The 26747-nt window shown below is 56.2% G+C and carries 26 protein-coding genes; 1 reads left to right on the plus strand and 25 read right to left on the minus strand.

Annotated features, from left to right (window positions below):
• Nucleotides 1-216: 216 nt before the first annotated feature.
• The 7 genes from recO to rpsU form a co-directional block, all read right to left on the minus strand.
• Nucleotides 217-1008 carry a DNA repair protein RecO gene (gene recO, locus FC18_RS03290; protein ID WP_054676291.1) on the minus strand — a complete coding sequence of 264 codons (792 nt, stop codon included), beginning with the start codon at nucleotides 1006-1008 and terminating at the stop codon, nucleotides 217-219.
• Nucleotides 1008-1910: a GTPase Era gene (gene era / locus FC18_RS03295; RefSeq protein WP_056975448.1), complete on the minus strand. Its 903-nt coding sequence runs from the start codon at nucleotides 1908-1910 to the stop codon at nucleotides 1008-1010. Before era ends, recO begins: the two co-directional genes overlap by 1 nt.
• Nucleotides 1903-2304 carry a cytidine deaminase gene (locus tag FC18_RS03300; RefSeq protein WP_056975449.1) on the minus strand — a complete coding sequence of 134 codons (402 nt, stop codon included), beginning with the start codon at nucleotides 2302-2304 and terminating at the stop codon, nucleotides 1903-1905. Before FC18_RS03300 ends, era begins: the two co-directional genes overlap by 8 nt.
• A gap of 13 nt (nucleotides 2305-2317) precedes the next feature.
• The gene (gene ybeY, locus FC18_RS03305; RefSeq protein ID WP_056975450.1) at nucleotides 2318-2785 is read right to left on the minus strand and encodes an rRNA maturation RNase YbeY; all 468 of its coding nucleotides are present in this window, start codon (nucleotides 2783-2785) and stop codon (nucleotides 2318-2320) included.
• A 2-nt stretch (nucleotides 2786-2787) separates the two neighbouring features.
• On the minus strand, nucleotides 2788-3810 hold the full coding sequence (locus tag FC18_RS03310) for a PhoH family protein (protein ID WP_054676294.1): 1023 nt from the start codon (nucleotides 3808-3810) through the stop codon (nucleotides 2788-2790).
• 139 nt (nucleotides 3811-3949) lie between these two features.
• Nucleotides 3950-4396, minus strand: a complete 447-nt coding sequence (locus FC18_RS03315; protein ID WP_054676298.1) for a GatB/YqeY domain-containing protein — start codon at nucleotides 4394-4396, stop codon at nucleotides 3950-3952.
• An 18-nt stretch (nucleotides 4397-4414) separates the two neighbouring features.
• A complete protein-coding gene (gene rpsU / locus FC18_RS03320) occupies nucleotides 4415-4591 on the minus strand; it encodes a 30S ribosomal protein S21 (protein ID WP_054676300.1) in 177 nt (58 codons plus the stop codon).
• A gap of 253 nt (nucleotides 4592-4844) precedes the next feature.
• On the opposite strand from rpsU, the gene FC18_RS03325 reads away from it, so the two are divergent.
• Complete coding sequence (locus FC18_RS03325; protein WP_056975451.1) at nucleotides 4845-5660, plus strand: pyruvate, water dikinase regulatory protein; 816 nt, start codon at nucleotides 4845-4847, stop codon at nucleotides 5658-5660.
• 56 nt (nucleotides 5661-5716) lie between these two features.
• On the opposite strand, the gene FC18_RS03330 is transcribed toward FC18_RS03325, so the two are convergent.
• From FC18_RS03330 to FC18_RS03415, 18 genes are all read right to left on the minus strand, one after another.
• Nucleotides 5717-6634, minus strand: a complete 918-nt coding sequence (locus tag FC18_RS03330; protein WP_054676303.1) for a YitT family protein — start codon at nucleotides 6632-6634, stop codon at nucleotides 5717-5719.
• A 254-nt stretch (nucleotides 6635-6888) separates the two neighbouring features.
• A complete protein-coding gene (gene aspS, locus FC18_RS03335; RefSeq protein ID WP_056975452.1) occupies nucleotides 6889-8694 on the minus strand; it encodes an aspartate--tRNA ligase in 1806 nt (601 codons plus the stop codon).
• Between the two features lie 63 nt (nucleotides 8695-8757).
• On the minus strand, nucleotides 8758-10035 hold the full coding sequence (hisS, locus tag FC18_RS03340) for a histidine--tRNA ligase (protein ID WP_054676306.1): 1278 nt from the start codon (nucleotides 10033-10035) through the stop codon (nucleotides 8758-8760).
• Nucleotides 10036-10331: 296 nt separating this feature from the next.
• Nucleotides 10332-11648, minus strand: a complete 1317-nt coding sequence (locus FC18_RS03345) for an N-acetylmuramoyl-L-alanine amidase family protein (RefSeq protein WP_054676311.1) — start codon at nucleotides 11646-11648, stop codon at nucleotides 10332-10334.
• A 128-nt stretch (nucleotides 11649-11776) separates the two neighbouring features.
• Nucleotides 11777-12433, minus strand: coding sequence for an orotate phosphoribosyltransferase (pyrE, locus tag FC18_RS03350; protein ID WP_056975466.1), 657 nt, complete (start codon nucleotides 12431-12433; stop codon nucleotides 11777-11779).
• A complete protein-coding gene (gene pyrF, locus FC18_RS03355) occupies nucleotides 12426-13154 on the minus strand; it encodes an orotidine-5'-phosphate decarboxylase (protein ID WP_054676314.1) in 729 nt (242 codons plus the stop codon). The genes pyrE and pyrF overlap by 8 nt, the downstream gene beginning before the upstream one ends.
• Before the next feature lie 21 nt (nucleotides 13155-13175).
• Nucleotides 13176-16355 (minus strand): carbamoyl-phosphate synthase large subunit, encoded by a 3180-nt coding sequence (gene carB, locus FC18_RS03360; RefSeq protein ID WP_056975453.1) that lies wholly within the window; start codon nucleotides 16353-16355, stop codon nucleotides 13176-13178.
• Nucleotides 16348-17433 (minus strand): carbamoyl phosphate synthase small subunit, encoded by a 1086-nt coding sequence (locus FC18_RS03365; RefSeq protein ID WP_054676317.1) that lies wholly within the window; start codon nucleotides 17431-17433, stop codon nucleotides 16348-16350. Before FC18_RS03365 ends, carB begins: the two co-directional genes overlap by 8 nt.
• Nucleotides 17434-17442: 9 nt before the next feature.
• Nucleotides 17443-18732 (minus strand): dihydroorotase, encoded by a 1290-nt coding sequence (locus FC18_RS03370; protein WP_054676320.1) that lies wholly within the window; start codon nucleotides 18730-18732, stop codon nucleotides 17443-17445.
• Nucleotides 18729-19667, minus strand: a complete 939-nt coding sequence (locus tag FC18_RS03375; RefSeq protein ID WP_056975454.1) for an aspartate carbamoyltransferase catalytic subunit — start codon at nucleotides 19665-19667, stop codon at nucleotides 18729-18731. The genes FC18_RS03370 and FC18_RS03375 overlap by 4 nt, the downstream gene beginning before the upstream one ends.
• Before the next feature lie 156 nt (nucleotides 19668-19823).
• Nucleotides 19824-20357: a bifunctional pyr operon transcriptional regulator/uracil phosphoribosyltransferase PyrR gene (gene pyrR, locus FC18_RS03380; protein ID WP_056975455.1), complete on the minus strand. Its 534-nt coding sequence runs from the start codon at nucleotides 20355-20357 to the stop codon at nucleotides 19824-19826.
• Between the two features lie 211 nt (nucleotides 20358-20568).
• A complete protein-coding gene (locus FC18_RS03385; protein WP_056975456.1) occupies nucleotides 20569-21207 on the minus strand; it encodes an HAD-IA family hydrolase in 639 nt (212 codons plus the stop codon).
• Nucleotides 21207-21656, minus strand: coding sequence for a D-aminoacyl-tRNA deacylase (dtd, locus tag FC18_RS03390; protein WP_054676329.1), 450 nt, complete (start codon nucleotides 21654-21656; stop codon nucleotides 21207-21209). Before dtd ends, FC18_RS03385 begins: the two co-directional genes overlap by 1 nt.
• Before the next feature lie 78 nt (nucleotides 21657-21734).
• Nucleotides 21735-23978, minus strand: a complete 2244-nt coding sequence (locus FC18_RS03395; protein WP_056975457.1) for a RelA/SpoT family protein — start codon at nucleotides 23976-23978, stop codon at nucleotides 21735-21737.
• 45 nt (nucleotides 23979-24023) lie between these two features.
• The gene (locus tag FC18_RS03400) at nucleotides 24024-24347 is read right to left on the minus strand and encodes a hypothetical protein (RefSeq protein ID WP_054676332.1); all 324 of its coding nucleotides are present in this window, start codon (nucleotides 24345-24347) and stop codon (nucleotides 24024-24026) included.
• A gap of 64 nt (nucleotides 24348-24411) precedes the next feature.
• Nucleotides 24412-25143 (minus strand): RsmE family RNA methyltransferase, encoded by a 732-nt coding sequence (locus tag FC18_RS03405; protein ID WP_054676335.1) that lies wholly within the window; start codon nucleotides 25141-25143, stop codon nucleotides 24412-24414.
• Nucleotides 25144-26040, minus strand: a complete 897-nt coding sequence (gene prmA / locus FC18_RS03410) for a 50S ribosomal protein L11 methyltransferase (RefSeq protein ID WP_054676338.1) — start codon at nucleotides 26038-26040, stop codon at nucleotides 25144-25146.
• 9 nt (nucleotides 26041-26049) lie between these two features.
• Nucleotides 26050-26529 (minus strand): DUF3013 family protein, encoded by a 480-nt coding sequence (locus FC18_RS03415; protein WP_054676353.1) that lies wholly within the window; start codon nucleotides 26527-26529, stop codon nucleotides 26050-26052.
• Nucleotides 26530-26747: the final 218 nt, after the last annotated feature.

Below are 26747 nucleotides of genomic sequence, written 5' to 3' on the forward strand. Positions count from 1 at the left end.
TCCACCCTACTTCGCGGGTGTGACCCCACGCTCTTTCAGTAATGGCTCAAAAACGCCAGTTGTCAGTGCACCCATTCGGCTTCCACGGTCCCGAACTCGCTGAGGGCTTACCTAACAACTCTTTTTCTCATCGCCTGTTCAACTGTTTTGAATTCTAACACAGCTAGTCGTATTTGTTAAGCGCAATTGTGCAAACACAGCCGCGGCAAACGGGGCCTAATCGCGCGTGCGGGGCTTCAACGGCTTCAATTTGCGCGTGCCCCCCAGCATTTGGTCAAGGAACCGCTTGGCTCGCGGCGTGACGCCGACCATGTCTTCGTACAGCCGGTCAATGATGGTGCGTAATTCGATTTTGGTCGCGGGCGCCACCTTAACGGTTCCGAGCTGGCTGAGGTTCACGGTGGAAAATAGCCGCAAGTAGTAAATGCTGCGCCGGGACGCATGGTACCGGTGCACGTCTAGGTCCCAGTGGTTGCTGCAAAGCAGGCCGCCGTACTCTTCGGAAAAATCGAGCGGTAAATCGTCGCGGCCACAAACGACGCAATTGGCCCAGTGCGGGGCTACCCCATACGCGCCGAGCAGCTGGATTTCCGCAATGTGACCGACGATTTGCGCATCCACGCCCGCATCGATTTTGGTCAACGCTTCGGCGGCAAACTGAAACCAGTCGGGAATCGGCTCGTTGTCGGGGAAGGCTAAATCAATGAGGCCGAGAATATACGTTGCGTAGGCGTTCTTCATTAGGTCTTCGGCAATGTGCTGGTAGTTGGTGGTGCCCCGGACGGTGGTGATGTACGAAAAGCCGGGATCACGCAGCGTCCCCGTGTATTTGGACTGCGTAAACGGCAAAATCCCCCCTGAAAACTGGAATCCCGGTTTGCGGGCCCGGTGGAACAGGAAGGATCGTTTGCCGAATTTATCGGTCAGGATTTTGACAATCATGTCCGCTTCACGGTAGTTTTTGCGCACAAGTACCAGCCCGGAGAACTCGACTTGCGCGCCGGCCATTAGCGCAAGTCCTTCTTGTTGTAGCCCAGGGTGCGCAGGTAGGCGTTGTTGTCACGCCAGTTCTTCTGCACCTTAACCCAGAGCTTCAAGTTGACCTTCTCGCCCAGCAAGTTTTCGATGTCGCGACGGGCGCGAATCCCAATCTGCTTGAGCATCGAGCCGCCCTTGCCGATAATGATGGCCTTCTGTCCGTCCCGTTCGACGAAGATGTTGGCCTCAATCTGCAACTTGCCGCCCTGGTAGTCCTTCATGCGCTCAACCACGACGGCGACCGCGTGCGGAACCTCGTCATGACTAAGTTCCAGAATCTTCTCGCGAATCAACTCACCCACCACGAAGTATTCGGGGTGGTCAGTCAGTTCGTCGTCAGGGTAGTACTGGGGTCCCTCTGGCAGGGTTTCAGTCAGCGAGTGGAGCAGTTCTTCGACGTTGTTCCCTTCCGTTGCAGAAATGGGGAAAATCTGGTCGAAATTACGCATCCGGCTGTACTGATCGATGAGCGGCAGCAAGTCGTCGGGGTGGACCAGGTCAATCTTGTTGACGAGCAGGAAGACGGGCTTGGTAACCTTCTCCAGTTCCTGCAAAATCCACTTATCGCCGCGGCCAGGCTGTTCGTCGGCGGCAACCATGAACATCACGGCGTCGACCTGGTTCAGCGTGGACAGTGCGGCCTGGTCCATGTATTCATCCAGCTCGTTTTGGGGCTTGTGAATCCCAGGTGTGTCAACGAAGACAATCTGGGCGTCGTCGGTGGTGTAAATCCCGTTAATCTTGTTCCGCGTGGTCTGAGCCTTGGGCGACATGATGGCCACCTTTTCCCCCAGAATCCGGTTCATGAAGGTAGACTTACCGACATTGGGCCGGCCGATAATGGCAACGAATCCGGAACGGTGGTTAGGCATTGTGCATGTCCTCCTTGTTAAATGCGCCGGGCAACAATGCGCCGACAGTTGTTTCTTCAATCACGCCGTGCAGGTTGCCCAAGAATACGGGTGTGTTCGCGCTCATGAATTCGGTCATCGCTTGGCGGCAGGCCCCACATGGTGAAACCCCGCCGTCAGTGTCGGCGACCACGGCCAGCGCCGTAATCTTGCGTTCGCCCGCGCAGGCCGCCGCAAAAATGGCGTTGCGTTCGGCACACATGGTGATTCCAAACGAGGCGTTCTCAATGTTGGCCCCGTGGAAGTGTTCGCCACTTGCAGCGATTGCGGCCGCGCCCACCTTGAAGTGGGAGTATGGTACGTAGGCATTTTCGCGCGCAGAAATAGCTTCTGCCATCAAATCTTCTTTGTTCATTGTAATCCCCTTATTAGCGTTCCAAACCAAATGCGGACAGAATCTTCTCCTGGAGCGGAATCATGACGGCTTCGTCTTCAGGCTTGATGTGATCGTAACCGTTCAGGTGCAAGAATCCGTGCACGACGGTGTAACCCAGCTCGCGTTCGAAGCTGTGCCCATAGTCCTTCGCTTGGTCCGCCACCTTGAATGGGTCGATGAACAAATCGCCGATGTTTTCGGGAATGCCCTCAAAGACGGCGAATTCATCGTCGTCCGACTCGCCGTCCTCGATGGCAAAACTAATGACGTCCGTGACGCGGTCCGTGTTCCGGTATTCCCGGTTAATCCGCTGAATTTCAGCGTCGTCAACAATCGTGATGGACATCTCGGTGTCTGGTGCGGATTTAAGCTCGTTCGCCGCAAAGTCCACAAGCTTGGTTGCGAGCTCTTGGTGCTCCTGACTGAGCAGGTTGTCGTCGTCGTACAGAGTTAGGTCCATGATTAGTCCTCTTTCTTGATTTCGTTTGGCTTAGCAGTTACTGACTGGTTGTGCAGCTGGGGCGAATTCGTGCCGTGTTCGTAGGCGTCGATAATGGCGGCAACAACGGGGTTACGCACTACGTCGCCGGAATCGAAGTACACAAAGTTGATGTGGGGCACCTTCTGCAGAATCCGTTCGGCTTGGACCAGCCCGCTTTTGCCCTTACTTGGTAGGTCGATTTGGGAGATGTCACCGTTCACAATCATCCGGGAGTTAAATCCGAGACGGGTCAGGAACATCTTCATCTGAGCCTGTGTCGTGTTTTGTGCTTCATCCAGGATGGCGAAGGCCCCATCGAGCGTCCGCCCGCGCATGTAGGCCAGCGGCGCGATTTCAATCACGCCGCGTTCCAGCAACCGGTTCGTGTGCTCGGTCCCGATGACCGCGTGCAGGGCGTCGTAAATTGGGCGCAGGTACGGGTCGACCTTGTCCTTGAGGTCCCCGGGCAGAAAGCCGAGGTTCTCCCCGGCTTCCACGGCCGGCCGGGTCACGATGATCCGCTCCACTTCCCCAGCCTTGAGGGCAGCGACGGCCATGACCACCGCGAGGAACGTCTTCCCCGTCCCGGCTGGCCCGACACCGAACGTGATGGTGTTGTGCTTGATTGAGTTCACGTACTGCCGCTGGCCGAAGTTCTTGACCCGAATGGGCTGCCCCTTCATGTCCTTAATCAGCGTTTCGTTATACATGTCGGTGAAATAATCCAGCGTGCCCTTCTGCGCCATCTTGACCGCAGAAACCACGTCGGCACCGGCAATTTTGATGCCTTGCTTGAGTAATATGTCGAGTTTTTGCAAAATGGCGTACGCCAAGCTGCCAGCCTCGCGGGCACCGGTAATCCGAATTTCCTGCCCCACCGCGGTGACAGTGACGTTCAGCGCCTCCCCGACAATGTCGAGATTGGCGTTCTCCACGCCGATTAGATTGAGCATTTCATCCACGTCGCTGATGAGCAAACGCTTAGTTACTGTTTCTTCAGTCAAAAAAAGCCCTCCCGAGTATTCTGCACTTTATTTTAGCACAGGTTGCGGCAAAAACCGTTATTTCGGGCGGTTAAACGCGGGTTTATGAATGAATTTTTGGCAAAAAAAGAGCCCGTGCATGAACACGGGCTCCATTCGGTTAAGCATTTAATTTTGATTTAACGATCTGACTAACAACTGCGCCGTCAGCGCGACCCTTAACCTTAGGCATGAGTGACTTCATTACGAGGCCAAACTGCTTAACGTTAGTGGCACCGCTAGTAGCAATTGCTTCATCGACCAGCTTGCCGATTTCTGCTTCATCCAGTTGGGATGGCAGATATTTCTCAACGATGGCAATCTCGGCCTTGGTTTCTTCCGCCAAGTCTTCCCGATTCCCCGCCTTGAACTGTTCGAGCGAATCCTTCCGCTGCTTAAGCTGTGTGGCAAGAACGGAACGCTCTTCGTCCTCACTGAGGTCCTTACCAGAAGCAATCTGAGCGTTGGTTATCGCCGTCTTGATTGCGCGGATCGTGTTCAGTGCAACTTTGTCGTGTTCCTTCATTGCACTCTTCAAATCCTGATTCAGTTCTGTGGCTAATGCCATTAAAAATCAGTCCTTTGATTAGTACTTCTTACGCTTACGAGCTGCCTCAGACTTGAGCTTGCGCTTTACGCTAGGCTTTTCGTAGAACTCACGCTTACGGTATTCAGCCAGTGTGCCTGCCTTGGATACGGTCCGCTTGAAACGGCGGAGTGCATCGTCGAGAGATTCGTTTTTCTTAACAAGTGTCTTTGCCATGTGTTATCCCTCCCTCCGAAACGATGTAACCGCTGAACAGTATCCTGCCAGCAATTCTTTAACATTATATCTAAGCTGAAACTAATCGTCAATGCACCAGCGGCAAAAAACCACAGATTTTGTGAAACTTTTCAACGTTTGCCGCAAATTTATCCGGCTGCAATTCCGTTAACGGGTCTCGCCTCAACTGCGCTTTCGTGTTATTATAAATTGTGAGAACGCTAACAATACGTAATTAAGTGAGGAAAAAGTTATGGCGAATGAACTTAATCTATTCATCGTGTCTGATGCCGTTGGCGACACGGCCCTGCAGCTGGCACGTGCGGTTGCGGCCCAGTTCCCGCGGCTGGTCGCGCGTTACCGCCGGTACCCCTTCATTCAAACGAAGGAAAAATTAATCGAAGCGCTGGATGCCGCTAAGAAGGATAACGGTATCGTGATTAACACGCTTGCCATCGCTGACTTAGCCGACATCGCCGACGAGTATTCGAAGCAAATTGGCGTGCCGTGTGTCGATGTCTTCACCCCCGTCGTGCGGGCCATTAGCAAGCAGTATGACGAAGAACCAACTGGTATTGCCGGCTCCGTCCACGACTTGAACGAGAAGTACTTCGACCGCATCGGGGCCATTGAGTTCGCCGTGACCTACGACGACGGCAAAGATCCTAAGGGCTTCCTCGAGGCGGACATCGTGCTTCTCGGGGTTTCCCGCACCAGCAAGACCCCGCTATCCCTCTTCTTGGCCAACCGCAACCTCAAAGTGGCCAACCTGCCGCTCGTACCCGCCGCCAAAGTGCCTGCTGAAATCTTCAAGGTGGACCCGAAGAAGATTATCGGCTTGACTACTGACCCGCAAGTACTAATGGAGTTCCGGCGCCAGCGCATGATTGCGTACGGCCTCAATCCGGACAACAACTACTCCGCCCGTGCTCAGGTCATGGACGAGTTGGAATACGCCAACAAACTGTACGCGCAGCTCGGCTGCATGGTGATCAACACCGCGCACCGCTCCATCGAAGAAACCGCCGCCCTCATTTTGGAACACATGGGACTGGATGTTTCGGACTAAATAGCAGTAAGCAAAAGCTCGGCCAACTTTGGCCGAGCTTTTTTGGTGGCTAATTGTCAGCCAATCTTCGGTTCATAGAAGCGGCCCAGGATTTTAACCGAGTCGGTAATCGAAACGAACGCGTACGGATCTGAGTTCTTCATGGCAACTTCGAGGTCGTACATCTCGGCGCGGCTGATGACCGTGAACAAAATGGTCATTTCCTCGTGTCGGAATGCCCCTTCAACGTCGTGGACAATGGTAATCCCGCGGCGTAATCCATTTTGAATTGCGGCCGTGACTTCCTTCGGGTGCGCGGTCACAATCATGACCTGCATCCGCTGCTGCCGGGTGTACATCGAATCAATCATTTTCCCGTTGATGAAGATGGACAAAGCGGAAATCAGCGCGTGTGGCCAGCTGTAGATGAAGCCGGCGAGCAAAATGATGAAGGCGTTGAAGAAAATGTTAATCTGGCCAATCGACTTCCCCGTCTTTTTGCGGATGACGATGCCAAGGATGTCCAGCCCCCCAGTCGAAATGTTGTTGCGCAGGGCAAACCCGGTCCCGAATCCGTTGATGACCGCCCCGAAAATCCCGCAGATGATGGGGTCCTTGGTCAGAGGTGGAAATGACAGCAAGCGCAGCATAATCGTGGAGAATGCAACGGCAAGGAACGTGAAAATCGTGAAGCGGTGCCCGATGCGGCGCCAGGCCAATACGAACAGGGGTACGTTCAGCACGAACAGCATGGTCCCAGTCGATAGGATGTTAGCCGTGGAGACTTTGCCAAATGGCGTGTTCACGACCACGTTAAACCAGCGGCCGACAATGGTCGAAACCAGTTGCGCCGCCCCCGTGATCCCGGACGCGTAGATTCCACCTGGTTCCCAAAACAGGTTCAACGCGAGGGTCACGCAAATCCCGTAAAGGAACGCGGCCGATAACCGGCTCATATTCTGGTGCCGCCGGATGAGTTTATCAAGTTCCTGCAAAATATTCCCTCCCACTATGGTACAAACAGTATAACACGGTGCAATGATTGGGCGGACCGGAAAAACTATTAATCTAATAATGAACTCACTTCACGTTTGCGGCCTTGACTGCCAACTAATCGGTTCCTCATGCCCCTGTGTCAGCTCGATGTCCGGTAAGAAATATATTTATCATCCGCACTGCATTGGTGATGTGTACGCAAAAAACGGTAATTCCCGACCAGGAATTACCGTTTTTGCGTTTGGAACAGTTGTTATTCTTCAGTCTGCGCGTCTGCTTCAGCTTCTTGTTCAGCCTCGGCTTCAGGGGTGACTTCGATGCCCAGTGGGAGCAGCTGGCTTGCTTCAACCGGCTGTGGCGCGTGCGTCATTGGCTCGGTGGCATTGGAGTTCTTCGGGAACGCAATCACGTCGCGGATGTTGTCCTTGCCTGCCAGCAGCATAGCGAACCGGTCAAGACCGATTGCCAGGCCGCCATGAGGTGGGAAGCCGAATTCCAGCGCGTTCAGCAGGAAGCCGAACTGTTCTTCGGCCCGCTCTGGCGTGAAGTCCAGGGCCTTCAGCATCTTCTCCTGAATCTCGCGGGTGTGGATACGGATGGAGCCCCCACCGAGTTCGTAACCGTTCAGGATGATGTCGTAAGACTGCGCGTGTGCCTTGTGTGGGTCGGTGTCCAGCAAGTGGACGTCTTCTTCGTTTGGCATCGTGAATGGGTGGTGCGCTGGTACCCAGCGTTCGTCCCCTTCATCGTATTCAAACAGAGGCCAGTTAACGACCCAAGCGAACTTGTACTGGGACTGGTCGATGAGGTCCAGGTCTTTCCCGTAGTAAGTGCGCAGGTAGCCGAGCGTGTCCGCCACTACCTTGGCCCGGTCAGCGATGAACATAATCATGTCACCGGACTTGGCGCCAAGGCCGTCAGTCAATTCCTTGCTGTCGGCGAAGAACTTCGCAATTGGGCCGGCAACCTTGTCGTCCTCAACCTTGAGCCATGCCAAACCGTGCGCACCGAACCGCTTGATGTATTCGGCTTGCTTATCGATCATCTTGCGGGAGTACTTCTGCGCCGCACCTGGCAGCACGATGGCCTTGACCTGGCCGCCGTTTGCCAGCGCGTTGTCGAACACCTTGAAGCCGGCGTCCTTAACGAATGGCGCTGCGTCCTGCAGTTCCATCCCGAAGCGCAGGTCAGGCTTGTCGGAGCCGAAGCGGTCCATGGCGTCCTGCCATTCAATCCGCTTGAATGGGCGCGGAACGTCAATGTTCAAAACATCTTTCATTACGCGGACGATGAGGCCTTCAGTGAGGTCCTGAATCTCTTCCGCAGACAGGAAACTGGTTTCCATGTCAATCTGGGTGAATTCTGGCTGCCGGTCACCACGCAGGTCTTCGTCACGGAAACACTTGGCAATCTGGAAGTAGCGGTCGTAGCCAGCGCCCATCAGCAGCTGCTTGAACAACTGTGGGGACTGAGGCAGTGCGTAAAATGAGCCGGGGTAAACACGGGAAGGTACCAGGTAGTCGCGGGCCCCTTCAGGCGTGCTCTTGGTCAAATCTGGGGTTTCGATGTAGATGAAGCCCTGTTCATCAAAGTAGCGGTTGGCGGCCATCGTAATCTTAGACCGGAGCATCAGTGCCTTTTGCATCTCTGGCCGGCGCAGGTCGAGGAAGCGGTACTTCAACTTGGTGTCTTCAGAAGCGGTGATGTTGTCGTCGATGTCAAAGACTGGGGTCTTCGCCTTGTTCAAGACGTTCAGTTCGGTGACTTCAACTTCGATTTCACCAGTCTTCATGTTCTTGTTGATGGCTTCAGGCTTACGAGCCTTAACCACCCCGGTTGCTTCAATGACGTATTCGCTGCGCAGACTGTTCGCCTGGTCGAGTGCGGCCTGGTCGAAGTCAGCGGAGAACACGAGCTGAACGATGCCGGCCCGGTCGCGCAGGTCAACGAAAATCAGGTTCCCGAGGCTGCGACGCTTCTTGACCCAGCCCATCAACGTGACGGTCTGGTTAACATTGGCGGCAGTGACGTCGCCAGCGTACATGGTACGTTTTTTCATGTTGCAAATCTCCTTTACCGGGTAGCGTGTTGCCGCTAACCCAGATGTATTGTGACCTTAGAATTAGTCGAAGTTGGCCTTCACGGCGTCAAAGTCGTTCAGCAGGTCCGCCTGCTTGAACGTCTTTTGCTCGCCGGTGGCCATCTTCTTGACCTGGACGGTGCCGTCAGCGAGTTCGTTGTCGCCGATGGTTGCCACGAACTGCGCATCTTCCTTGTTGGCCGTCTTGAACTGGGCCTTAGCTTTGCGGTTCATGAAGTCGAGGTTCACCGCGGTGCCCTGGTGGCGAATAGCGGTTGCCAGGGACAAAGCGGTCTTCTGTGCGGCCGCGTCAATCGCTACGATGTACAGTGGCAGTGGCGTGTCGAACTTCTTATCAGCGACAAGCATCATCAGCCGTTCGAGACCGAGACCGAAGCCAACCCCAGGTGTTTCGGGTCCGCCAAGTTCTTCGGCGAGGCCGTTGTAGCGGCCCCCACCAATGACGGTTGTGTAGCCGCCGCCAAATGCGGGGTCGTTCGTCATGACTTCGAAAATGGTGTGGTTGTAGTAATCAAGTCCACGCACCATGGTGGCGTCGATTTCGAAGTCAATGCCAAGGGCGGTCAGGAAGCCCTGCACTTGATTGAAGTGATCTTGAGCAGCGGGCGTCAGGTAGTCGAGGATTGATGGTGCGTTCGCTACGATTTCTTGGTCGTGCTTATCCTTACTATCGAGCACACGGAGCGGGTTCTTCTCTAGACGAATCTTGGAATCATTTGAGAGTTCGGATTCGAAGGACTTGAGGTAGTTAACCAGCGCTTCGTGGTATGCCTTCCGGGTTTCTGGATCACCAAGTGTGTTGATGACAATCTTCAGACCCTTAGCCCCAAAGGAGGCGATGAGTTCGCGGGCCAGCGCGATGGTTTCAGCATCAAGTGCCGGTGAATCACTGCCGAATGCTTCAACCCCGAGTTGGGTGAACTGCCGCTGCCGGCCGGATTGTGGCCGCTCGTAACGGAACATTGGTCCAGCGTAGTAAACCTTGTAGGGCTTGCTGAATTCTGGTCCGTACAGCTTGTTTTCGATGTAGGCGCGGACAACGCCGGCAGTTCCTTCTGGACGCAGGGCCATCATGCGGCCCCCCTTGTCCTCGAATGCGTACATTTCCTTGGACACGACATCGGAGGTTTCACCGCTAGTGCGGGCGAACACATCGGCGCTTTCAAAGATTGGCGTGCGAATTTCGTGGTACTGGTACCGCTTGAACACGGAGCGGGCGGTATCTTCAACGTACTGCCAGATTTCAGTGGTGCCGGGCAGAATATCTGCGGTCCCCTTTGGACGTTGGTAACTACTCATTTTGATCATCCTTTCTTCCAGACGTAACTAGACGCGGGGCATAAAAAAACACCCCTCGCGACAATTGCGAAGGGTGCAAGCACACGGTACCACCTTACTGTTTAACTCAAACCATAACGGTGGTTACCGGAGCACGTCTGCCTCTGAAGTGTCTTGTCAATCGTTCCCGGCTTACACCGTCCCGGGTCGCTTAAGTTGATCTCTTCTGCTTCATCATTGGCACTGGAATTATTTAACCCAATACTACTTGCAATTTTCGTGTAGGTCAAGTATTAGCGGGATATTTACTGAAAATCCTAACGGTGGTTCCCCGCCGCGAAGTACTTGGTGAGCCCGTTGACGATGTCGATGGCGGCTTGGTGCTGGTACGTCGACGAGGAAAGCTTCTGGAAGTCATCGTCATCGTTGATGTAGCCCAGCTCAATCAGCACTGACGGCTGCTTGTTGTCGCGGATAACTTCGAAGTTCCCAAATGAGGTGCCGCGGGAAGCCGTGGACAGGTTAGCCAGGCTGGTACTGAGGTAGGTGGCCAGGGTGTAATCCTTCGACTTGGTGTAGTAGTACGTCGTGTGGCCCTCAGCCGTGTTGCTTTCCGGTGAGGAATCAAAGTGGATACTGATGAACGCATCCGCATTGACGTTCGCCGCAATCACCGGCCGCTGTGCCAGATCGACGTACTGGTCGCTGCTACGGGTCAGGACGACATTCGCCCCGGCTGCCCGCAGCTGCGTGGCAATGGCGTCGACGGTTTCCAGGGTGTAGGTCTTTTCTTTTTCACCCGCAGTGGAGCTGGCCCCAGGGTCACTGCCCCCATGGCCGGCGTCCAGCACGATGGTGGCTTCGTTCAGACTGGTTGCGGCCTTGCTGGACTTGCCGTCACTTGGCGTAGAAACGACCCAGTTGGCGATGTAGCCGGTCTTGCCATCAGCGGCGCGGACGTGGAACCAGTCGCCATCCTGGTTGAGGACGGTAAGTTCGGCACCCTTACTCAAATTTTCAACGATGGCCGCATTAATCCCCCCCGCTTGGCGCAGGTGAGTATTCGTATTTGTCTTCACCTTAATCTGGGTGGCAGTGTTGGCCTTGCTGACGGCGGTCTGCGTGCTGGTGACCGTTGTCGTTTGACCGGTCAGTTCGAGGTACTTGGTGCTGACCCAGGCGGCGGTGTCACTGTAGACAATCTGGCTCCAATCGCCCTGACTGTACACGACTTTGACGCTGGCGCCAGGATTGAGCGCACCGAGTAGCGTGGCGCTGGTGCTGGCATACTTGCGCACGTTGACCCGACTGGTGACGCGCGCTACCTTCGCTGCGTTGGTGTTTGCGTCGTCGCTATTCACCAGCCAACTCGCAACCCACCCGACTTTGTTGCCGGCCAGCCGCACCTCGTACCACGAATTCCGTTCCGCAATCACGTTCAGCTTGGCGCCTGATTGGGATTGGCCCATCACGTCGTACGCCAAACCAGGCCCCCGCCGGATGTTCAAGACGCTCGCGTTCACCGTGAGCGTCTTGGTGCCGGCAAGAACGGTGGTCGTCGCCAAGCTGATGCCCAGGAGCGCAACCGTGACGATGAATAATGGCAATTTTTTGAGGTGTAAAGACTTCTTCATGTGCGTTGCCTCCGTATTTCATACAAATGAAATTATACCAAAATCCAGACGAAAAAACATTGCACGATAAGTTCTCGCGCAATGTTTTTGCATTTCTATTTGCATTTTTTGGCTGAATATCCCTGTGTTTATGCCTCGGGTGCAAACTGCGCTGCCCACTGGGCGGGATCCTTGCGCCATTCGTGCAGAGTGGCAACGTCCTCTTCGGCAATGGCGCCAATTGCGGCGGCGTTTTTAACCAACGTCGAGTACCCCGTTAGCGTGGCGAACGGAATGCCCGCCTGCGCGAAATTCGTAGTGGCGGCTGGTAACTCGTAACTGAAAATCCCGGCAACCCCCACGACATTCGCCCCTTCGCGCGTGGCTGCGGCTGCGGCCTGCAGCACACTGCCACCAGTCGACAGCAAATCGTCGATGACCACGGTGTTCGCTCCTGGGGTCAGGTGCCCTTCGATTTGCCGACCCTGCCCGTGGTCCTTGGGCTTACTGCGAATGTACACCAGGGGCAGTCCCAGTTCCTCGGCCACCCACGCTGCGTGCGGGATCCCCGCCGTGGCAGTGCCAGCAATCACTTCGACCTGGGGAAAGCGCGCGGAAATCAGTGCGCACAGTCCCTGGATGATGTGTTTGCGCACCAGCGGGTAGCTGATGGTGAGGCGGTTGTCGGTATAAATGGGACTCTTCAGGCCGCTTGCCCACGTGAACGGTGCGCGTGGACGCAGGGTCACCGCCTTAATTGCGAGCAGGTCGCGGGCAATTGTGTTTGCGTATTCGTCTTTAGTCAATGTCATTCGTATCTCCATTCCATGAACGTTTAATTTGTGCGTATGCGGCAACCGGATCCGCAGCCTGGGTGATTGGGCGCCCGACCACAATTCCCGAGCTGCCCAACTGCCCCGCCTGTGCTGGGGTGACCACGCGCACCTGGTCATTCGCCGCGGCGTTTGCCGGTCGAATGCCGGGCGTGATGCGCAAGAAATCGGGATTTGTGGCTCCGAGCACGGCGCTTGCTTCCATCGCTGAACACACCACGCCGTCACAGCCGGATGCTTGAGCCAACTGCGCCCGGTGCAGCACGTCTGCCTGCAAGCTGCCAGGAATGTGCTGTTCACTATGCATCTGGTCTTCAGACGTCGAGGTCAGCTGCGTGATACCCAGTAGCAAGGGGCGCTTGCTGCCGGCGCCCGCGTCTAGGCCTGCCCGCGCGGCTTGCATCATGGCGCTGCCCCCACTGATATGGGTGGTCGTCATGGTGACTCCCAGCCGCGCAATACTGCGCATCCCCATCTCGACGGTGTGCGGAATATCGTGCAGTTTGAGGTCGAGGAAAACGTCGTGGCCCGCCGCGGTGATTTCCCGCACAATGTCAGGTCCCGCCGCGTAGAATAACTCCATCCCCACCTTCACGAACAGGTGGCTATCTTGACCAAATTGGGCTAAAAACTGCCGGGTGGTGGCTGCATCCGGAAAATCGAGCGCGATAATGGGCCGTACTTGTTGCCGCATATTGTTACCTTCTTTCACAAATTATGCTAGTGGGACCGCACCAAAGCTGCGATCACTAATCGCCTGCACCATTGCCGCTGCGGTGTCGAGTGCGGTGAACAGTGGAACCCCGTGCATGATGGCTGCTTGGCGAATCTGCATGGCGTCACCGTTAGCGTCGTGGTCCTGATCGACCGTGTTGATGACGGCCTGAATTTTGCCGGTGTTAATCTGATCAATAATGTCTGGCTGCGCAGAACCCACCTTCGCGACCACACTGCAGCGCAAACCCGCAGCCCGCATCGCTTTGGCGGTACCGGCAGTGGCGGTCAGCTGGTACCCAAGGTCGGCAAGCTGGCCGGCGATGGGCAAGACGTCAGCTTTCTGCGCATCCGCCACCGTCACTAACACGTTACCGTGGTCGGGCATCGAGAGCTTCGCCGCGGCGAAGGCCTTGTAGAGGGCCTTCGGTAAGGTCGTGTCGCTACCCATGACTTCCCCGGTGGACTTCATTTCGGGTCCGAGCAGACTGTCAACGTCGGCAAGCTTGGCGAAGGAGAACACTGGCGCCTTGACGTGAACCATCCGTGGTTCTGGGGCCAGCCCAGGCTTGTAGCCCAGTGCTGGAATCTTCGCCCCCATGATGACCTTGGTTGCCAGCTGGGCCATGGGGATACCCGTGACCTTGCTCAAAAACGGCACGGTGCGGCTGGCCCGGGGGTTAACTTCGATGACGTACACCTGCTCGTGACTCACGATGAACTGGATATTCATCATGCCGACCGTGTTTAAGGCCAGGGCAAGTTTTTGCGCGTAGTCCACAATCTGGGCGCGCACGGCGGCCGAGAAGGTCTGCGGCGGATACATCGCCATGGAGTCCCCTGAGTGCACCCCGGAACGTTCAACGTGTTCCATGATGCCGGGCAACAGAACGTCGGTGCCATCACTGATGACGTCCACTTCGCATTCCTTGCCTTCCAGGTAGTGATCGATGAGCACTGGATGCCCCTCAGACACGTGGACAGCGGTGGCCACATATTCGCGCAGCTCGTCGTCGTTGTAAATGATGGTCATGGCGCGGCCCCCAAGCACATAACTTGGCCGCAGGAGTGCGGGGTAGCCCACCTTGTTGGCAGCGGTGAGTGCGCCTTCCAGGTTGGTGGCGGTGGCACCCACGGGCTGCGGAATGCCCAGCTGCCGGACAATCTGGTTGAAGGCGTCGCGGTCTTCAGCGCGGTTCAAATCCGCAACCGTCGTGCCGAGAATCTTAATCCCCGCCTTGGCCAGGGGCCCTGCAAGGTTAACGGCGGTCTGCCCGCCAAACTGGGCGATGACCCCCAGTGGTTGTTCCAGGTCGATAACGTTCAGGACGTCCTCGACGGTCAGCGGCTCGAAGTACAGCTTGTCGGCGATGGTGAAGTCGGTCGAGACGGTTTCGGGATTGTTGTTGATGACAATCGCGGCGTAACCCGCCTGCTGCAGCGCCTTGACCGCGTGGACGGTGGCGTAGTCGAACTCGACCCCCTGCCCGATCCGAATGGGGCCGGAACCCAAAACGATGACGGACTTTTGCTGCAGCGGCACGCTCTCGTTTTCTTCGTCGTAGGTGGCGTAGAAATACGGGGTGGCCGCAGTGAATTCGGCCGCACAGGTGTCGACCATCTTGTAGACTGGCAGCAGCTTGTTTTGCTGGCGGCAGGCGCGCACTTGCTGCGGCGTGGTGTGCCAGAACTTGGCGATGGTGACATCACTGAAGCCGTTTTGCTTGGCTAGCTTGAGCACCGCCAAGTCGTTGGTGCTGGTCTTAAGCTGCGTCTCAATCTCCAGGATGTGCAGAATCTTGTCGAGGAAGAACACGTTAATGCCGGTTAGCTTGGCCAAATCGTCCACGGAATAGCCTCGGCGCATTGCGGCGGCGAGGTAGAATAGCCGGTCGTCACGGGCCTTAACCACGTTTTGTACCAGCGTGTCTTCATCGGCTTGCTGCGCTTCGGGGTCATATAGGTAATCGTGGTCGATTTCAAGCGACCGTACCGCCTTGAGCAGTGCCTCTTCGAAGTTACGGCCGATAGCCATGACCTCCCCGGTTGCCTTCATCTGCGTGCCGAGCTCGCGGTTCCCATTCGTGAATTTGTCAAACGGCCAGCGCGGAATCTTAACCACCACGTAGTCCAGCATTGGTTCAAACTGGGCGTAAGTGACTTGGGTGATTGGATTCTTGATTTCGTCCAGGTTGAGGCCAACCGCAATTTTCGCGGCAATCTTGGCAATCGGATAGCCGGTTGCCTTCGATGCCAGTGCGCTGGAGCGGGAAACTCGCGGATTGACCTCAATGATGTAGTACTGGTCACTATTTGGATCAAGTGCGAGTTGCACGTTACAGCCACCCTCAATCTTGAGCGCGCGGATGATCCGCAGGGAGCTGTCCCGCAGCATTTGGGCTTGGTGGTCGGTCAGCGTCTGGACGGGGGCAGTCACAATGGAGTCCCCGGTGTGGATACCCACGGGGTCGAAGTTTTCCATGTTGCAGACAACCATGGCGTTGCCGGCATGGTCACGCATAACTTCGTACTCGATTTCCTTAAACCCAGCGATGCTTTGCTCAATCAACGCCTGGGTGATTGGCGATAGCTTCAGGGCGTTACTGCAAATCGTGCGTAGTTCCTGCACGCTGGCACACATTCCCCCACCGGTGCCCCCCATGGTAAATGCGGGGCGGACGATGACGGGGTAACCGATGCTGGCGGCGAACTGGATGGCTTCCTCAGTAGTGTTCACGCTCTGGGAGGCCGGGATTGGTTCGTGCAGGCTCTGCATCAGCTCCTTGAACTCTTCGCGGTCTTCCGCCTGGTTGATGGCGCTGAGCTTGGTGCCGAGCAGTTCGATGCTCAGTTCATCAAGAATGCCGTTTTGGGCCAACTCGAGCGCCATGTTCAATCCCTGCTGGCCGCCAAGTGTTGGCAAGATAGCGTCCGGTCGTTCTTTGCGCAGCACCCGCGTCACGAACGGTAAGGTTAACGGCTCGAGGTAAACGGTGTCGGCAATTTCACGGTCGGTCATGATGGTTGCCGGATTGGAATTGATGAGGACGGTCGCGTAACCCTCTTCGCGCAAGGCGAGGCACGCTTGGGTCCCGGAGTAGTCGAATTCAGCGGCCTGGCCGATGATGATGGGGCCGGAACCAATGACCAAAATTTTGTGAATATCAGTACGTTTAGGCATGACTATTCTCCTTTTGCTGACTGCGCGCCGCTTCCATCATGGCGCAAAAATCATCGAAAATCCCGGTTGCGTCGTGGGGGCCCGGGGTGGCGTCGGGGTGAAACTGCACTGAGATTGCTGGGTGGTTGCGGTGGCGGAGTCCTTCAACCGTGCCATCGTTGATCTCAACGTGGGTTACCAGCAGGTCGGTGCCTTGGATTGAGTCCGGGTCAACGGCGTATCCGTGGTTCTGGGCCGTGAAGAAGGTGTTGCCCGTCGCAATCTCGCGGACTGCGTGGTTGAAGCCGCGGTGGCCAAACTGCATCTTGACCGTCTGGGCGCCGTTGGCCAGCGCGAACAGCTGGTGGCCCAGACAGATACCCATGATTGGGTAATGCGCCTGCAGCTCACGAATGAGGGGTAAGGCCGTCGGGACGTCTTCGGGGTTACCTGGGCCGTTTGACAGCAGGATGCCATCTGGGTGTAAGGCGGCGATTTGCGTAAAGGAGGTATTGTACGGAACCACCGTCACGTTGCAGGCGCGGCGGGACAGTTCGGCGAGGATGCTGTGCTTCAGCCCGAAGTCAACGAGCACCACGCGCAGACCGGTGCCAGCACTCGGGAATGGCCGCGGGGTGGCGACCTGGGCAACCTGGTCTACCCGGGCCGGCTGGGCCAAGATGGCGGCGGCCGTATCTGGGTTATTGGTGATGACCCCGCGCATGACCCCGTTATCCCGCAGATGCCGGGTTAACTTGCGGGTGTCAATGCCGGTAATGCCGGGAATTTGATGCAGCTTGAGGAATTCATCGAGGCTCATCTCACTGGTCCAGTTGCTGGCCCGGCGCGCCAATTCGTGGACAATGACGCCGCTGCAGCTGGGAATGATTGATTCGTTCGCCCCCGCGCTGATGCCGTAGTTGCCAATCAGCGGGTACGTGAAGGTGATGATTTGATTACAGTAAGATTCATCGGTGATGGTCTCTTGGTAACCCGTCATCCCCGTGTTAAATACGACTTCCCCGGTGGTTTCTGTTTCCGCGCCGAAGCCTTCCCCGGCAAAAATCGTGCCGTCTGCTAATACCAAGTACCGTTGCATGATTGCCTCCTAAAATTGTTCGCCTTGCTTGTAGACACACTTGCCGTCCACAAACGTGTACATCGTGTTGCCGTATAACTTGCGGCCCACAAATGGCGTGTTCTGACCCTTGGACGCAAATTCGTCCTTCGTAACGACCTGGCCGTGGTCGAGATCGAAAACGGCAATGTCGGCCGGACCGCCTGGCAGCAGTTTACCTGCCTGCAGGTTGAACAGCTTGGCTGGCGCCGCACTCAACCAGTTGAGCAGCTGTGTGAGCGTCCATTTTGCCTGCTTTCCGCGCACGAGCGCCGTGTACAGTGCAGCAAAGGCGGTCTCGCTACCCGTGATGCCGTTGGGTGCTCCGCATAAGCCCGCGGCCTTTTCGGCATTCGTGTGCGGTGCGTGGTCGGTGGCGATGCAGTCGATGGTGCCATCTAACAGTCCTTGCACGAGCGCGGCACAGTCAGCCTTACCCCGCAGCGGTGGGTTCATCTTGTAGTTCGCATCGTTGCCAGGGATGTCGCTGTCGCTGAGCAAAATGTGGTGTGGTGTTGCTTCCGCTGTCACCTTGATGCCCGCCGCCTTGGCCTGGCGAATCATCGCGACGCTCACCGCGGTGGACACGTGGCAGACGTGGTATGGCGCGTCTGTGGCTTGGGCTAAAGCCAGGTCGCGGGCCAGCTGGCTGGTCTCCACTGCTGGCACCAGCCCGGGCACGCCCAATTCGGTAGCCTTAGCGCCGGCGCTGATGACGCCGCCGTGTTTGAGACTGTCTTCTTCGACGTGTTCGGCCAGCGGCAGGCCGGCCTGCTTGGCTCCGAGCAGCGCCTGGTACATGGTGTCGGCGCTTTGGATGCCGTTGCCGTCGTTTGAGACTGCGATGGCACCGGCTTGTTTAACACCCGCAAAATCAACGGTTGGCCCGGCAGCGCGTCCGGCAGTAATACTGGAGTACTGTTTGATGTGTACCAGTCCTTCAGCGGCATTGCGCGCGCACATCTGCTGAATCCTGGCTGGGGTATCTGGTACCGGGTCAACGTTTGGCATTGCGCAGATGGTGGTGAAGCCTCCGCGTGCGGCCGCCGCACTGCCAGTGGCGATGGTTTCCTTATCCGTTTGGCCCGGGTCGCGTAGGTGAACGTGAATATCGACCAGCCCGGCGGTGACCAGCATGCCGTGCACGTCAATGACCTCGGCGTCGGGGGCTGCAAGCTTGCTGCCGATTGCGGCAATTTTACCGTTTGCGATTAGGACGTCGGCGTGAATTAAGTCGCCGTTCAGGTTCACGGTGCCGCCGGTGAGTAATGTTTGCGTCATGATAATCCTCCTAAGTGGCGGTCAAGACAGATCCGCTCGATCATGGCCATACGGACGTACACGCCATTTTGCATTTGTTTAACGAAGCGGGAATTTGGCGCCTGCACCAGTTCACTGGCTAGTTCCACTCCGCGGTTAATCGGGCCCGGGTGCATGATGATGGCGCCCTGCTTCATGTGCAGTGCCCGCTGCACGGTCAAGCCGTACTTGGCCGCGTAGGCTTCAGGGTCGAAATGATCGTTGGACACGCCCCGTTCGTGCTGAATCCGCAGCATCATCACCACGTCGGCGGTGGGCAGCAGTTCATCCCAGTCGCCGTACTCCCCAAGGTCACTGAGCGAATCATCGAACCATTCCTGGGGACCGGCGAAAAGTACCTTGGCGCCGAGCTTGCCGAGTGCTTCCGCGTTTGAACGGGCAACCCGGGAGTGGCGGATGTCGCCGCAAATGAGGATGCGCAAACCGGTGAAGCGACCGAACTCTTCGCGGATGGTCATGAGGTCCAGCAGGCTTTGGGATGGGTGCTCACCTGAACCATCCCCGGCGTTGATGATGCCAAGATTCAGGTCGCAGCCAGCAATCAGTGGTTCATAGTAGCGGTTTTGCTTGTGCCGAATGACCGCGATGTTCGCGCCAATTGCATCCAGCGTCAGCAACGTATCGTGCAGGGTTTCCCCCTTCGTCACCGAACTGGTGCTGGGGTCGAAGGGTAAGATATTTAGGCCCAGTTTGCGCTCGGCCATTTCGAAGCTGGTGTGCGTCCGCGTGCTGTTTTCGAAGAATAAGTTGACCGCGTAGACCGGCTGGGTGAACCGACTGCCCGCGCCGTGCTTGAATTCTTCCGCGCGGTCAAGCAAGTTGCCAATTGCGTTGGTGCTTAAATCGGCCATGCTTACCAGGTTGCCCAGATCATTTTTAGTTTGATATGCCAACATTTTGTCCTCCCGTCTGCATACAAGCCGTATGCACAAAAAAAGCCACAACGTCCAAAGTCGAGGCGTTGTGGCTCATGGCTACGCAAAGATAGCCAACCCAATCACATTTTGCCCTCTCTGGAGTCAATTAAATCGTTTGGTGTATTTGCTATTCAGTTATAAGTCTTCAATGTCAATGGCGTCCTTGCCGTCAACTTCCGCAACGGAGACCCGAATCTGTTCCTTGAGCGAGGTGGGGATGTTCTTCCCGACGAAATCAGCGCGAATTGGCAGCTCGCGGTGGCCCCGGTCAACCAGAACGGCCAGGGAAATCTTCCGGGGCCGGCCGAGCTTGATCAAAGCCTCCATGGCGGCACGGGTGGTGCGACCCGTGAACAGGACGTCATCGACCAGGACCACGTGCTTGCCGTTGATATCAACGGGCAAGGTTGAGCCGTTGACCTGCGCCAAGTCGGTGCCCATCTCGTGCCGGTCATCCCGGTACAGCGAGATGTCGAGCTCGCCGACAGGGACGCTCACGCCTTCCAGCTGGTCAATCCGCTTGGCAATCCGCTGCGCCAGGTAAATGCCCCGGGTTTTGATGCCGACAATGACGATGTCGCTGAGGCCCTTGTTCTTTTCGATGATTTCGTATGAGATCCGCGTCAGCACGCGGCGCATGCCCACTGCATCAACTAATTCTTTTGCCAAAATTGTCCCTCCATGACGTGTCTAACCGTAAAAAAAGACTCCCACCCGCAAGTGGAAGTCTAAGTGCTTACCGGTCGCAACCAGTCGTCGACTCCTTTACAGCCTCGCGGGACTGTTGTTAAAGGATTTGATGTTGTAATTACTATATGCGCTAACGCTGGATATTGCAACCATTCCGGGCAAATTGTGCGGAAAAGTTTGGCTTTTCGTGCTAATTCTGGTCAGCAACGAACTGGCGGATGGTGGGCAGCGCCGCGGTTAATGTTGGCGCCGTGAATTCGGCCGCTGCATCGTGGAGCCCATCGACGTCGATGTAGAGGGTGTGGCAACCGGCCGCCTTCCCCGCTGCCACATCGAGCTGCCGGTCGCCAACAACCAGTGTGGTTTCCGGTTTGGCCCCGAATTTGGTCAACAGGTAGTTAATCGATTCGGGGTCGGGTTTGCGCTTGAAGTGCATGTCAATCGTGGTGCCGCCCGCAAACAGGCCACTCATCTGGTGCTGGCGTAAAAGGCGCCATGCCTTCTGGTCGCGGTGGGTCCAAAGCAAATTGGTCGCGCCCTCAACGTGAACCGTCGACAAGGCCGCCAGCGCACCTGGATATGGCATTGGGTCCTGGTTCAGTACCAATTCGTGGGCGTTGTATTCGCTTTGCAGCTGCTGGCGGTCCAGATGGTGCTGACTCGCTGCGTCATCAAGCACGCGCTTCATGGAATCGTACTTAGTTGCCAGCAGCAGTTCGTGTGGTTCTGCGGGCAGATTGTGAGCCGTGAGTGTGGCCACCAGCGCCCGAATCATGCCTGGATAAGTGTCATAGAGCGTGCCGTCAAAGTCCCAGATTACTGTTGCCATTATTTCATCTCCGCCGTATCAAGAATAATCGTGACGGGGCCGTCGTTGGTCAGCTTCACCGCCATGTCGGCACCGAACTCGCCCGTTTCAACGGGCACACCGAGACTGCGCAGCTCCGAGTTGAACGCGAAGTACAGTTGCTTGGCCATGTCTGGGGCCCCCGCTAACGTGAAGCCGGGGCGGTTACCCTGCGTGGTGTCCGCGTAGAGCGTGAATTGGGAAATCGACAGGATGCTGCCACCGACGTCCAGCACGGAGCGGTTCATCTTCCCGTTCTCGTCGCTGAAGACGCGCAATTTGGCCAGCTTCTTGGCGAGCTTAGCGGCTTCAATTGCCGTGTCCTTTTGCCCAACACCAACCAAGACCATGTAGCCCTGGTCAATGGCGCCGATGACTTTGCCATCGACGCTAACGGATGCGTCTGTGACTCTTTGTGCAACGATTTTCATAATATTGTCCTTTCAGTTGGTTAGTTAAAAAAAGTCCCGCCCGCACCGCTGTGTGCAGACAGGACCGAATGCCGGTGCTTAGCCGTTCGAACGCTTGACTTCATAAACATCAGGAATATTCTTGATGGCTTCAATCATGCGGTCGAGGTGCGCCAAGTTGCTGATGCCGACCGTGACGTGAATGTCGGCCATTTTGTCGTGATCCACGCGGCCATTAATGTTATTCAAGTTCTTGGTCTGCGCGTTCAGCACCTGGAGCACTTCATTCAGCAGCCCGTTGCGGTTAAAGCCGTAGATTTCGAGGTCAGCGTTGAAGGATTGCGTATTGTCGCTCTTCTGCTGCCAGGACACGTCGATTAACCGGGAAGCTTCCTGCGGGTTGTTCGTGACGTTCGGGCAATCAGCGCGGTGAATCGTCACCCCGCGGCCCTTCGTGACGTACCCAACGATGGGGTCGCCCGGCACTGGTGAGCAGCACTTGGCCAGGTGCACAAGCAGGTTATCAACGCCTTCGATGATGACGCCTTCCCCACTGCCACCCTTGTTGGGTTTGGCGCCGGGGCTGACCTTCTTCGTCTTCGAAACGGTCGTGACCTTCTTGTTCTGACTCAAGATGGCGGCTTCGCGTTCGTGCTGCTCGGCGGCTTCCTTATCGTGACGGTATTTTTCCGTCAGCCGGTTAGCCACCACCATCGGCGTTAGTTCGCCGTAGCCAATGGCACTCAGCAATTCGTCTTCCGTGGCGTAGTTGAGGCGCTTCAGGAGCTCTTGCATGGGTTCTTTGCCCATGAAGTCGTTCGGGTGCAGGTCCATCTCGTGCAGCTGGTGTTCCAGCATTTCGCGGCCCTTGATGGCGTTGTCTTCCTTATCTTCCTGCTTGAAGTAGCGGCGAATCTTGTTCCGCGACCGGGAAGTGAAAACCAGGTTGACCCAGTCCCGGCTGGGGGTGCTGCTGCTGGAGGTGAGCATCTCGATGATGTCCCCATTCTTCAGCTGGTAATTCAGCGGCACAATCTTGCCGTTGACCTTGGCGCCGACGGTATGGTTCCCGACTTCGGTGTGGACGAGGTAGGCAAAGTCGAGTGTGTTGGCGCCCTTTGGCAATTCGAACACATCTCCGCGCGGCGTGAAGACGTACACGCGGTCGCCAAAGACGTCGCCCTTGACACTTTCCATGAAGTCGGCCGCGTCATTCGTTTCGTCCTGGATTTCGAGGATTTCGCGGAACATGTCGAGCTTCTTGCCGTCGTTGTCGTATTGAACCTTGCTTGTCTGGCCTTCCTTATATGCCCAGTGCGCCGCAACCCCGTATTCAGCCACGTGGTGCATCTCCTCGGTGCGAATCTGGACTTCTAGTGGCTTGCCTTCCGGACCAATAACCGTCGTGTGAATACTCTGGTACAGGTTCGCCTTTGGCATCGCGATGTAGTCCTTGAACCGACCAGGCATTGGCCGCCACTGGGTGTGAATGGCCCCCAGCACCGCATAACAATCCTTAATCGACTTGGTGACCACCCGAATCGCGAGCAGATCGTACAGCTCGTCGAACTGCTTGTGCTTGTCGCGCATCTTCTTGTAAATCGAGTAGATGTGCTTCGGCCGCCCGTAGATTTCGTATTCAATGTGCAAATCGGCCAGCGACTTCTTGATGTCGACGATGGCGGATTGGATGTACTGTTCGCGTTCGGTCCGCTTCGAGTTCATTAATGAAGCAATTCGGTGATATTGCTGCGGATTGAGGTAACGCAGCGACAGGTCTTCCAATTCCCACTTGATGGTGCTAATCCCCAAGCGGTCCGCCAGTGGTGCGAAAATGTCCAGGGTTTCACTGGCAATCCGGCGCTGCTTGTCGGGGCGCAAGTGCATGAGCGTGCGCATGTTGTGCAACCGGTCGGCGAGCTTAACCATGATGACCCGTAAGTCCTTGGCCATCTCAATCAACATTTTCCGGTGGTTTTCAGCCAGCTCGTCCTTGTGGGCAACGTATGTGACCTTGCTTAACTTGGTCAAACCGTCAACAATCACCGCAACGTCGTGGCCGAACAGCTCGTTAATGTCGCCCAGCGTGATGTTCGTGTCTTCCACAACGTCATGCAAATAGCCGGAAGCAACCGTTTCGGGGTCCATCTTCAGCTTGGCGAGAATCCCCGCGACCTGGATTGGGTGGATAATGTATGGTTCGCCACTCTTGCGGGCCTGATCCTTATGTACGTACGCCGCGAAGTCGTACGCCTTCTTGACGAAATCGAGGTGTTCCTCGTTCATATAGCCCGCGCAGATTGCGTAGACTTCATCTTGTGTCAGTTCTGGTTCTTCTGCCATATCAACATCTCCATATAGTTCAAACAGCCCAGTATCTGCCTGGTACTAGTCCTTGGCGACGGCGAGTAGGCTCGTGATGAGGTACAGGCCTGCAAACCAGTAGTCATATTTTGCGTACCGCCAGAATACCATCCCGGCAAAAAGGATGGGAAAAACTAAGAGCACTGCCCAGAAAAGACGGTGCTTCTTGACGTATCGACCCAGCCACCATGCAAAGACGGTGTTAATGATTACGAAAAGAAGCCCAACCCGGTGTGCGGTCGAAATGTGGACGAGCTTAAAGAATAGTGGTGCCAGCACAGCCATAACCGCACTAAAAAGAATTGCTAAATTGAGTGGTCGTTGCCACCATGAGTTGAGTTTTTGCATAAGCGCCTCCGCATTAATTCTGATTCATCGATTATACCCTGATTAGAAAACTAAGCCAAATTTTTCAACCCAACAATTCCGTTAAGGTGGAGATTGCACTAAGCAAATACAGTGGTGCCGTTTCGGTGCGCAAAATCCGGGGTCCGAGGCCCGCAAGCACAAAGCCCCCCGCCGTTAACGCCGTGATTTCGGCGGGCGCAATGCCCCCCTCGGGACCAAAGACCGCAACGAGGCGCTTCGGGTTTGCGTGCAACGTCTGCACGAGTGCTCCGGTTTCGCCTTCCTTCGCGCTTTCCTCGTACGCTACGAGTTTCGCGTCGGCGGCAAGCTTGGTGGCATCGGTCAGCTGCGGCAAGAACGCGACGGTTGGGATCACGTTGCGGTGGCTCTGTTCGGCGGCGCTGGCGGCAACTTGCTGCAGGCGGGCGAGTTTCTTGCCCACCTTGTCCTGCTGCCAGCGGACCGTTGCCCACTGACTGCCCGTGAAGTAGATGGTGGTCGCGCCCAATTCCGTGCCTTTTTGGACAATCCATTCAGGCTTTTGCGCTTTGCTGAGTCCGCAGACCAAGGTAACCGCTACGGGCAATTCGACGTTGCGGTCGATTGGTTCAATGACGGTCACGGTCAGCGGCTTAACGGCATCGATACGCACGCGGAAGGCTTGGCCCGCACTGGCGAGTTCGAACTCGGCGCCGATGTCCATGCGCAAGACGGTTACGGCGTGGTGCTCAATGTCTTTGTCCAAGGTGACCTGTGCGCCGCGGGTTAACGGTGCATCTGTGAAGTAGCGTTGCATCTAGTCCACCTGCTTTCGCATCACGTGCAACCCCAGCCAGTCCCCTTCTTGGCGGCGTTCGACCACCGTGAGACCATTGGCGGTCAACGCGGCGTTGATGTTTGCCTCTTGTTCCGTGATGATTCCGGACAGTAGTAAGTGGCCGTGTGGTTTCAGCACGGCCGGAATCTGCGCCATGAGCGGCACCAGTACCACTGGCAACATGTTGGCGAGTACCAGATCAGCTTGGGCTTGGACGCCGTTCAGTAGGTCGGATGCGATAACGTCAATGTTGTCAACGGGATTGAGTGCGATATTCTTCTGCGCGCTGGCAACCGCCACGTCATCAATATCGGTTGCGAGCACGTGCTTCGCGCCCATGCGCATGGCGGCAATGGCGAGCACTCCAGAGCCGGTACCAACGTCAATGACTTCTTCGCCGCCGCGCAGCACGGTTTCGAGCAGGCCCAGAGTCAACCGCGTCGTCGGGTGCGTCCCCGTCCCGAATGCTTGACCGGGATCGAGAATCAGCGGAATTTCACCGGCCTGACTTGGTACGTAGTCTTCCCACTGCGGCACCACGGTGAGGTAGCGTGTGACCCGTTCGGCGTGGTAGTACTGCTCCCACGTGTGCGCCCAGCTGGCATCGGCGACTTTATCTGCGGAGACGGTCCCGGCGCCGATGTTGATGCCAAAGGCGGTGAGGCCGGATACGCGCTGCTGAATGTCAGCCACGCGCTCAGGCACGGCAACGTCGGGCGGGAAATAGCCCGTAACGCGCACGTGCCCGTCCGCCAATGTGGGGTCGGTATCCTGATCCGCAATTTGAATGCCCTCAGCGTCGTGCTCGAGCATCAGGTTACTGATTGGTTCGATTGCTTCTGCCAGCGTGTCGGCAGTAATCATTTGCCATTCCATGGGCGGCTCCTAGTACTTAGGGTAAGCGAAGAACGTGTCTGCCTTTTTGGCGGGTTCCGCCGCAATCGCCTTGGCCAGTTCTTCCGGGTCAAAAGCCACAGCGAATTCGTCGCCTTCACTCGTTCCGTCAACAAAGTCCAAGAGGTCGCTTTCGCCATCGTCCAGTACTTGCTGGAAGTAGGCAAAGAAGCCGTCCACGGTCTGCTGGTCAATCCCTTTCTTGCCGGCGAACGGAATCACGGTCAGGTAGTCTTCCGCGTATTCATTGCCGTCAATCTTGGTCTTGTCGTAGAAGAGCACGGCATCGTCGTAGCTCACTTCACCAGATTCGGCGTCCTTGCCATCCTGGTCTTCGATTGTGTAATCCTTGTCGGTGATGACGGTCATCGTGTATTCGAGTTCAATCACGTGGGCTTCCTTGTCCCAGTTCAGGTTCAAGTCGCCGTCAAAGTCGAGCGCGTCCATTTTGTCGCCGATGTAATCAAGCATGTTGGTCGTGGTTTTCACAGTTTGCCTCCAGTATTTGTTTTCAGTATTACGGATATTTTACCACAGATGGTGTGGGGGCTTGGGGTGCACACGGCGATAAAAAAGCAATTATGACTGCAGAAACAAAAAAACGGCCGTGAGACGGTCGTTTTAAGGTAGTTTTGGCGCTACGATATTTGGAGTTGATAGACATCTTGTCTGTCAGCTCCTTTTTCTAT

The organism is Lacticaseibacillus sharpeae JCM 1186 = DSM 20505, assembly GCF_001436225.1.
GTDB lineage: Bacteria > Bacillota > Bacilli > Lactobacillales > Lactobacillaceae > Lacticaseibacillus > Lacticaseibacillus sharpeae.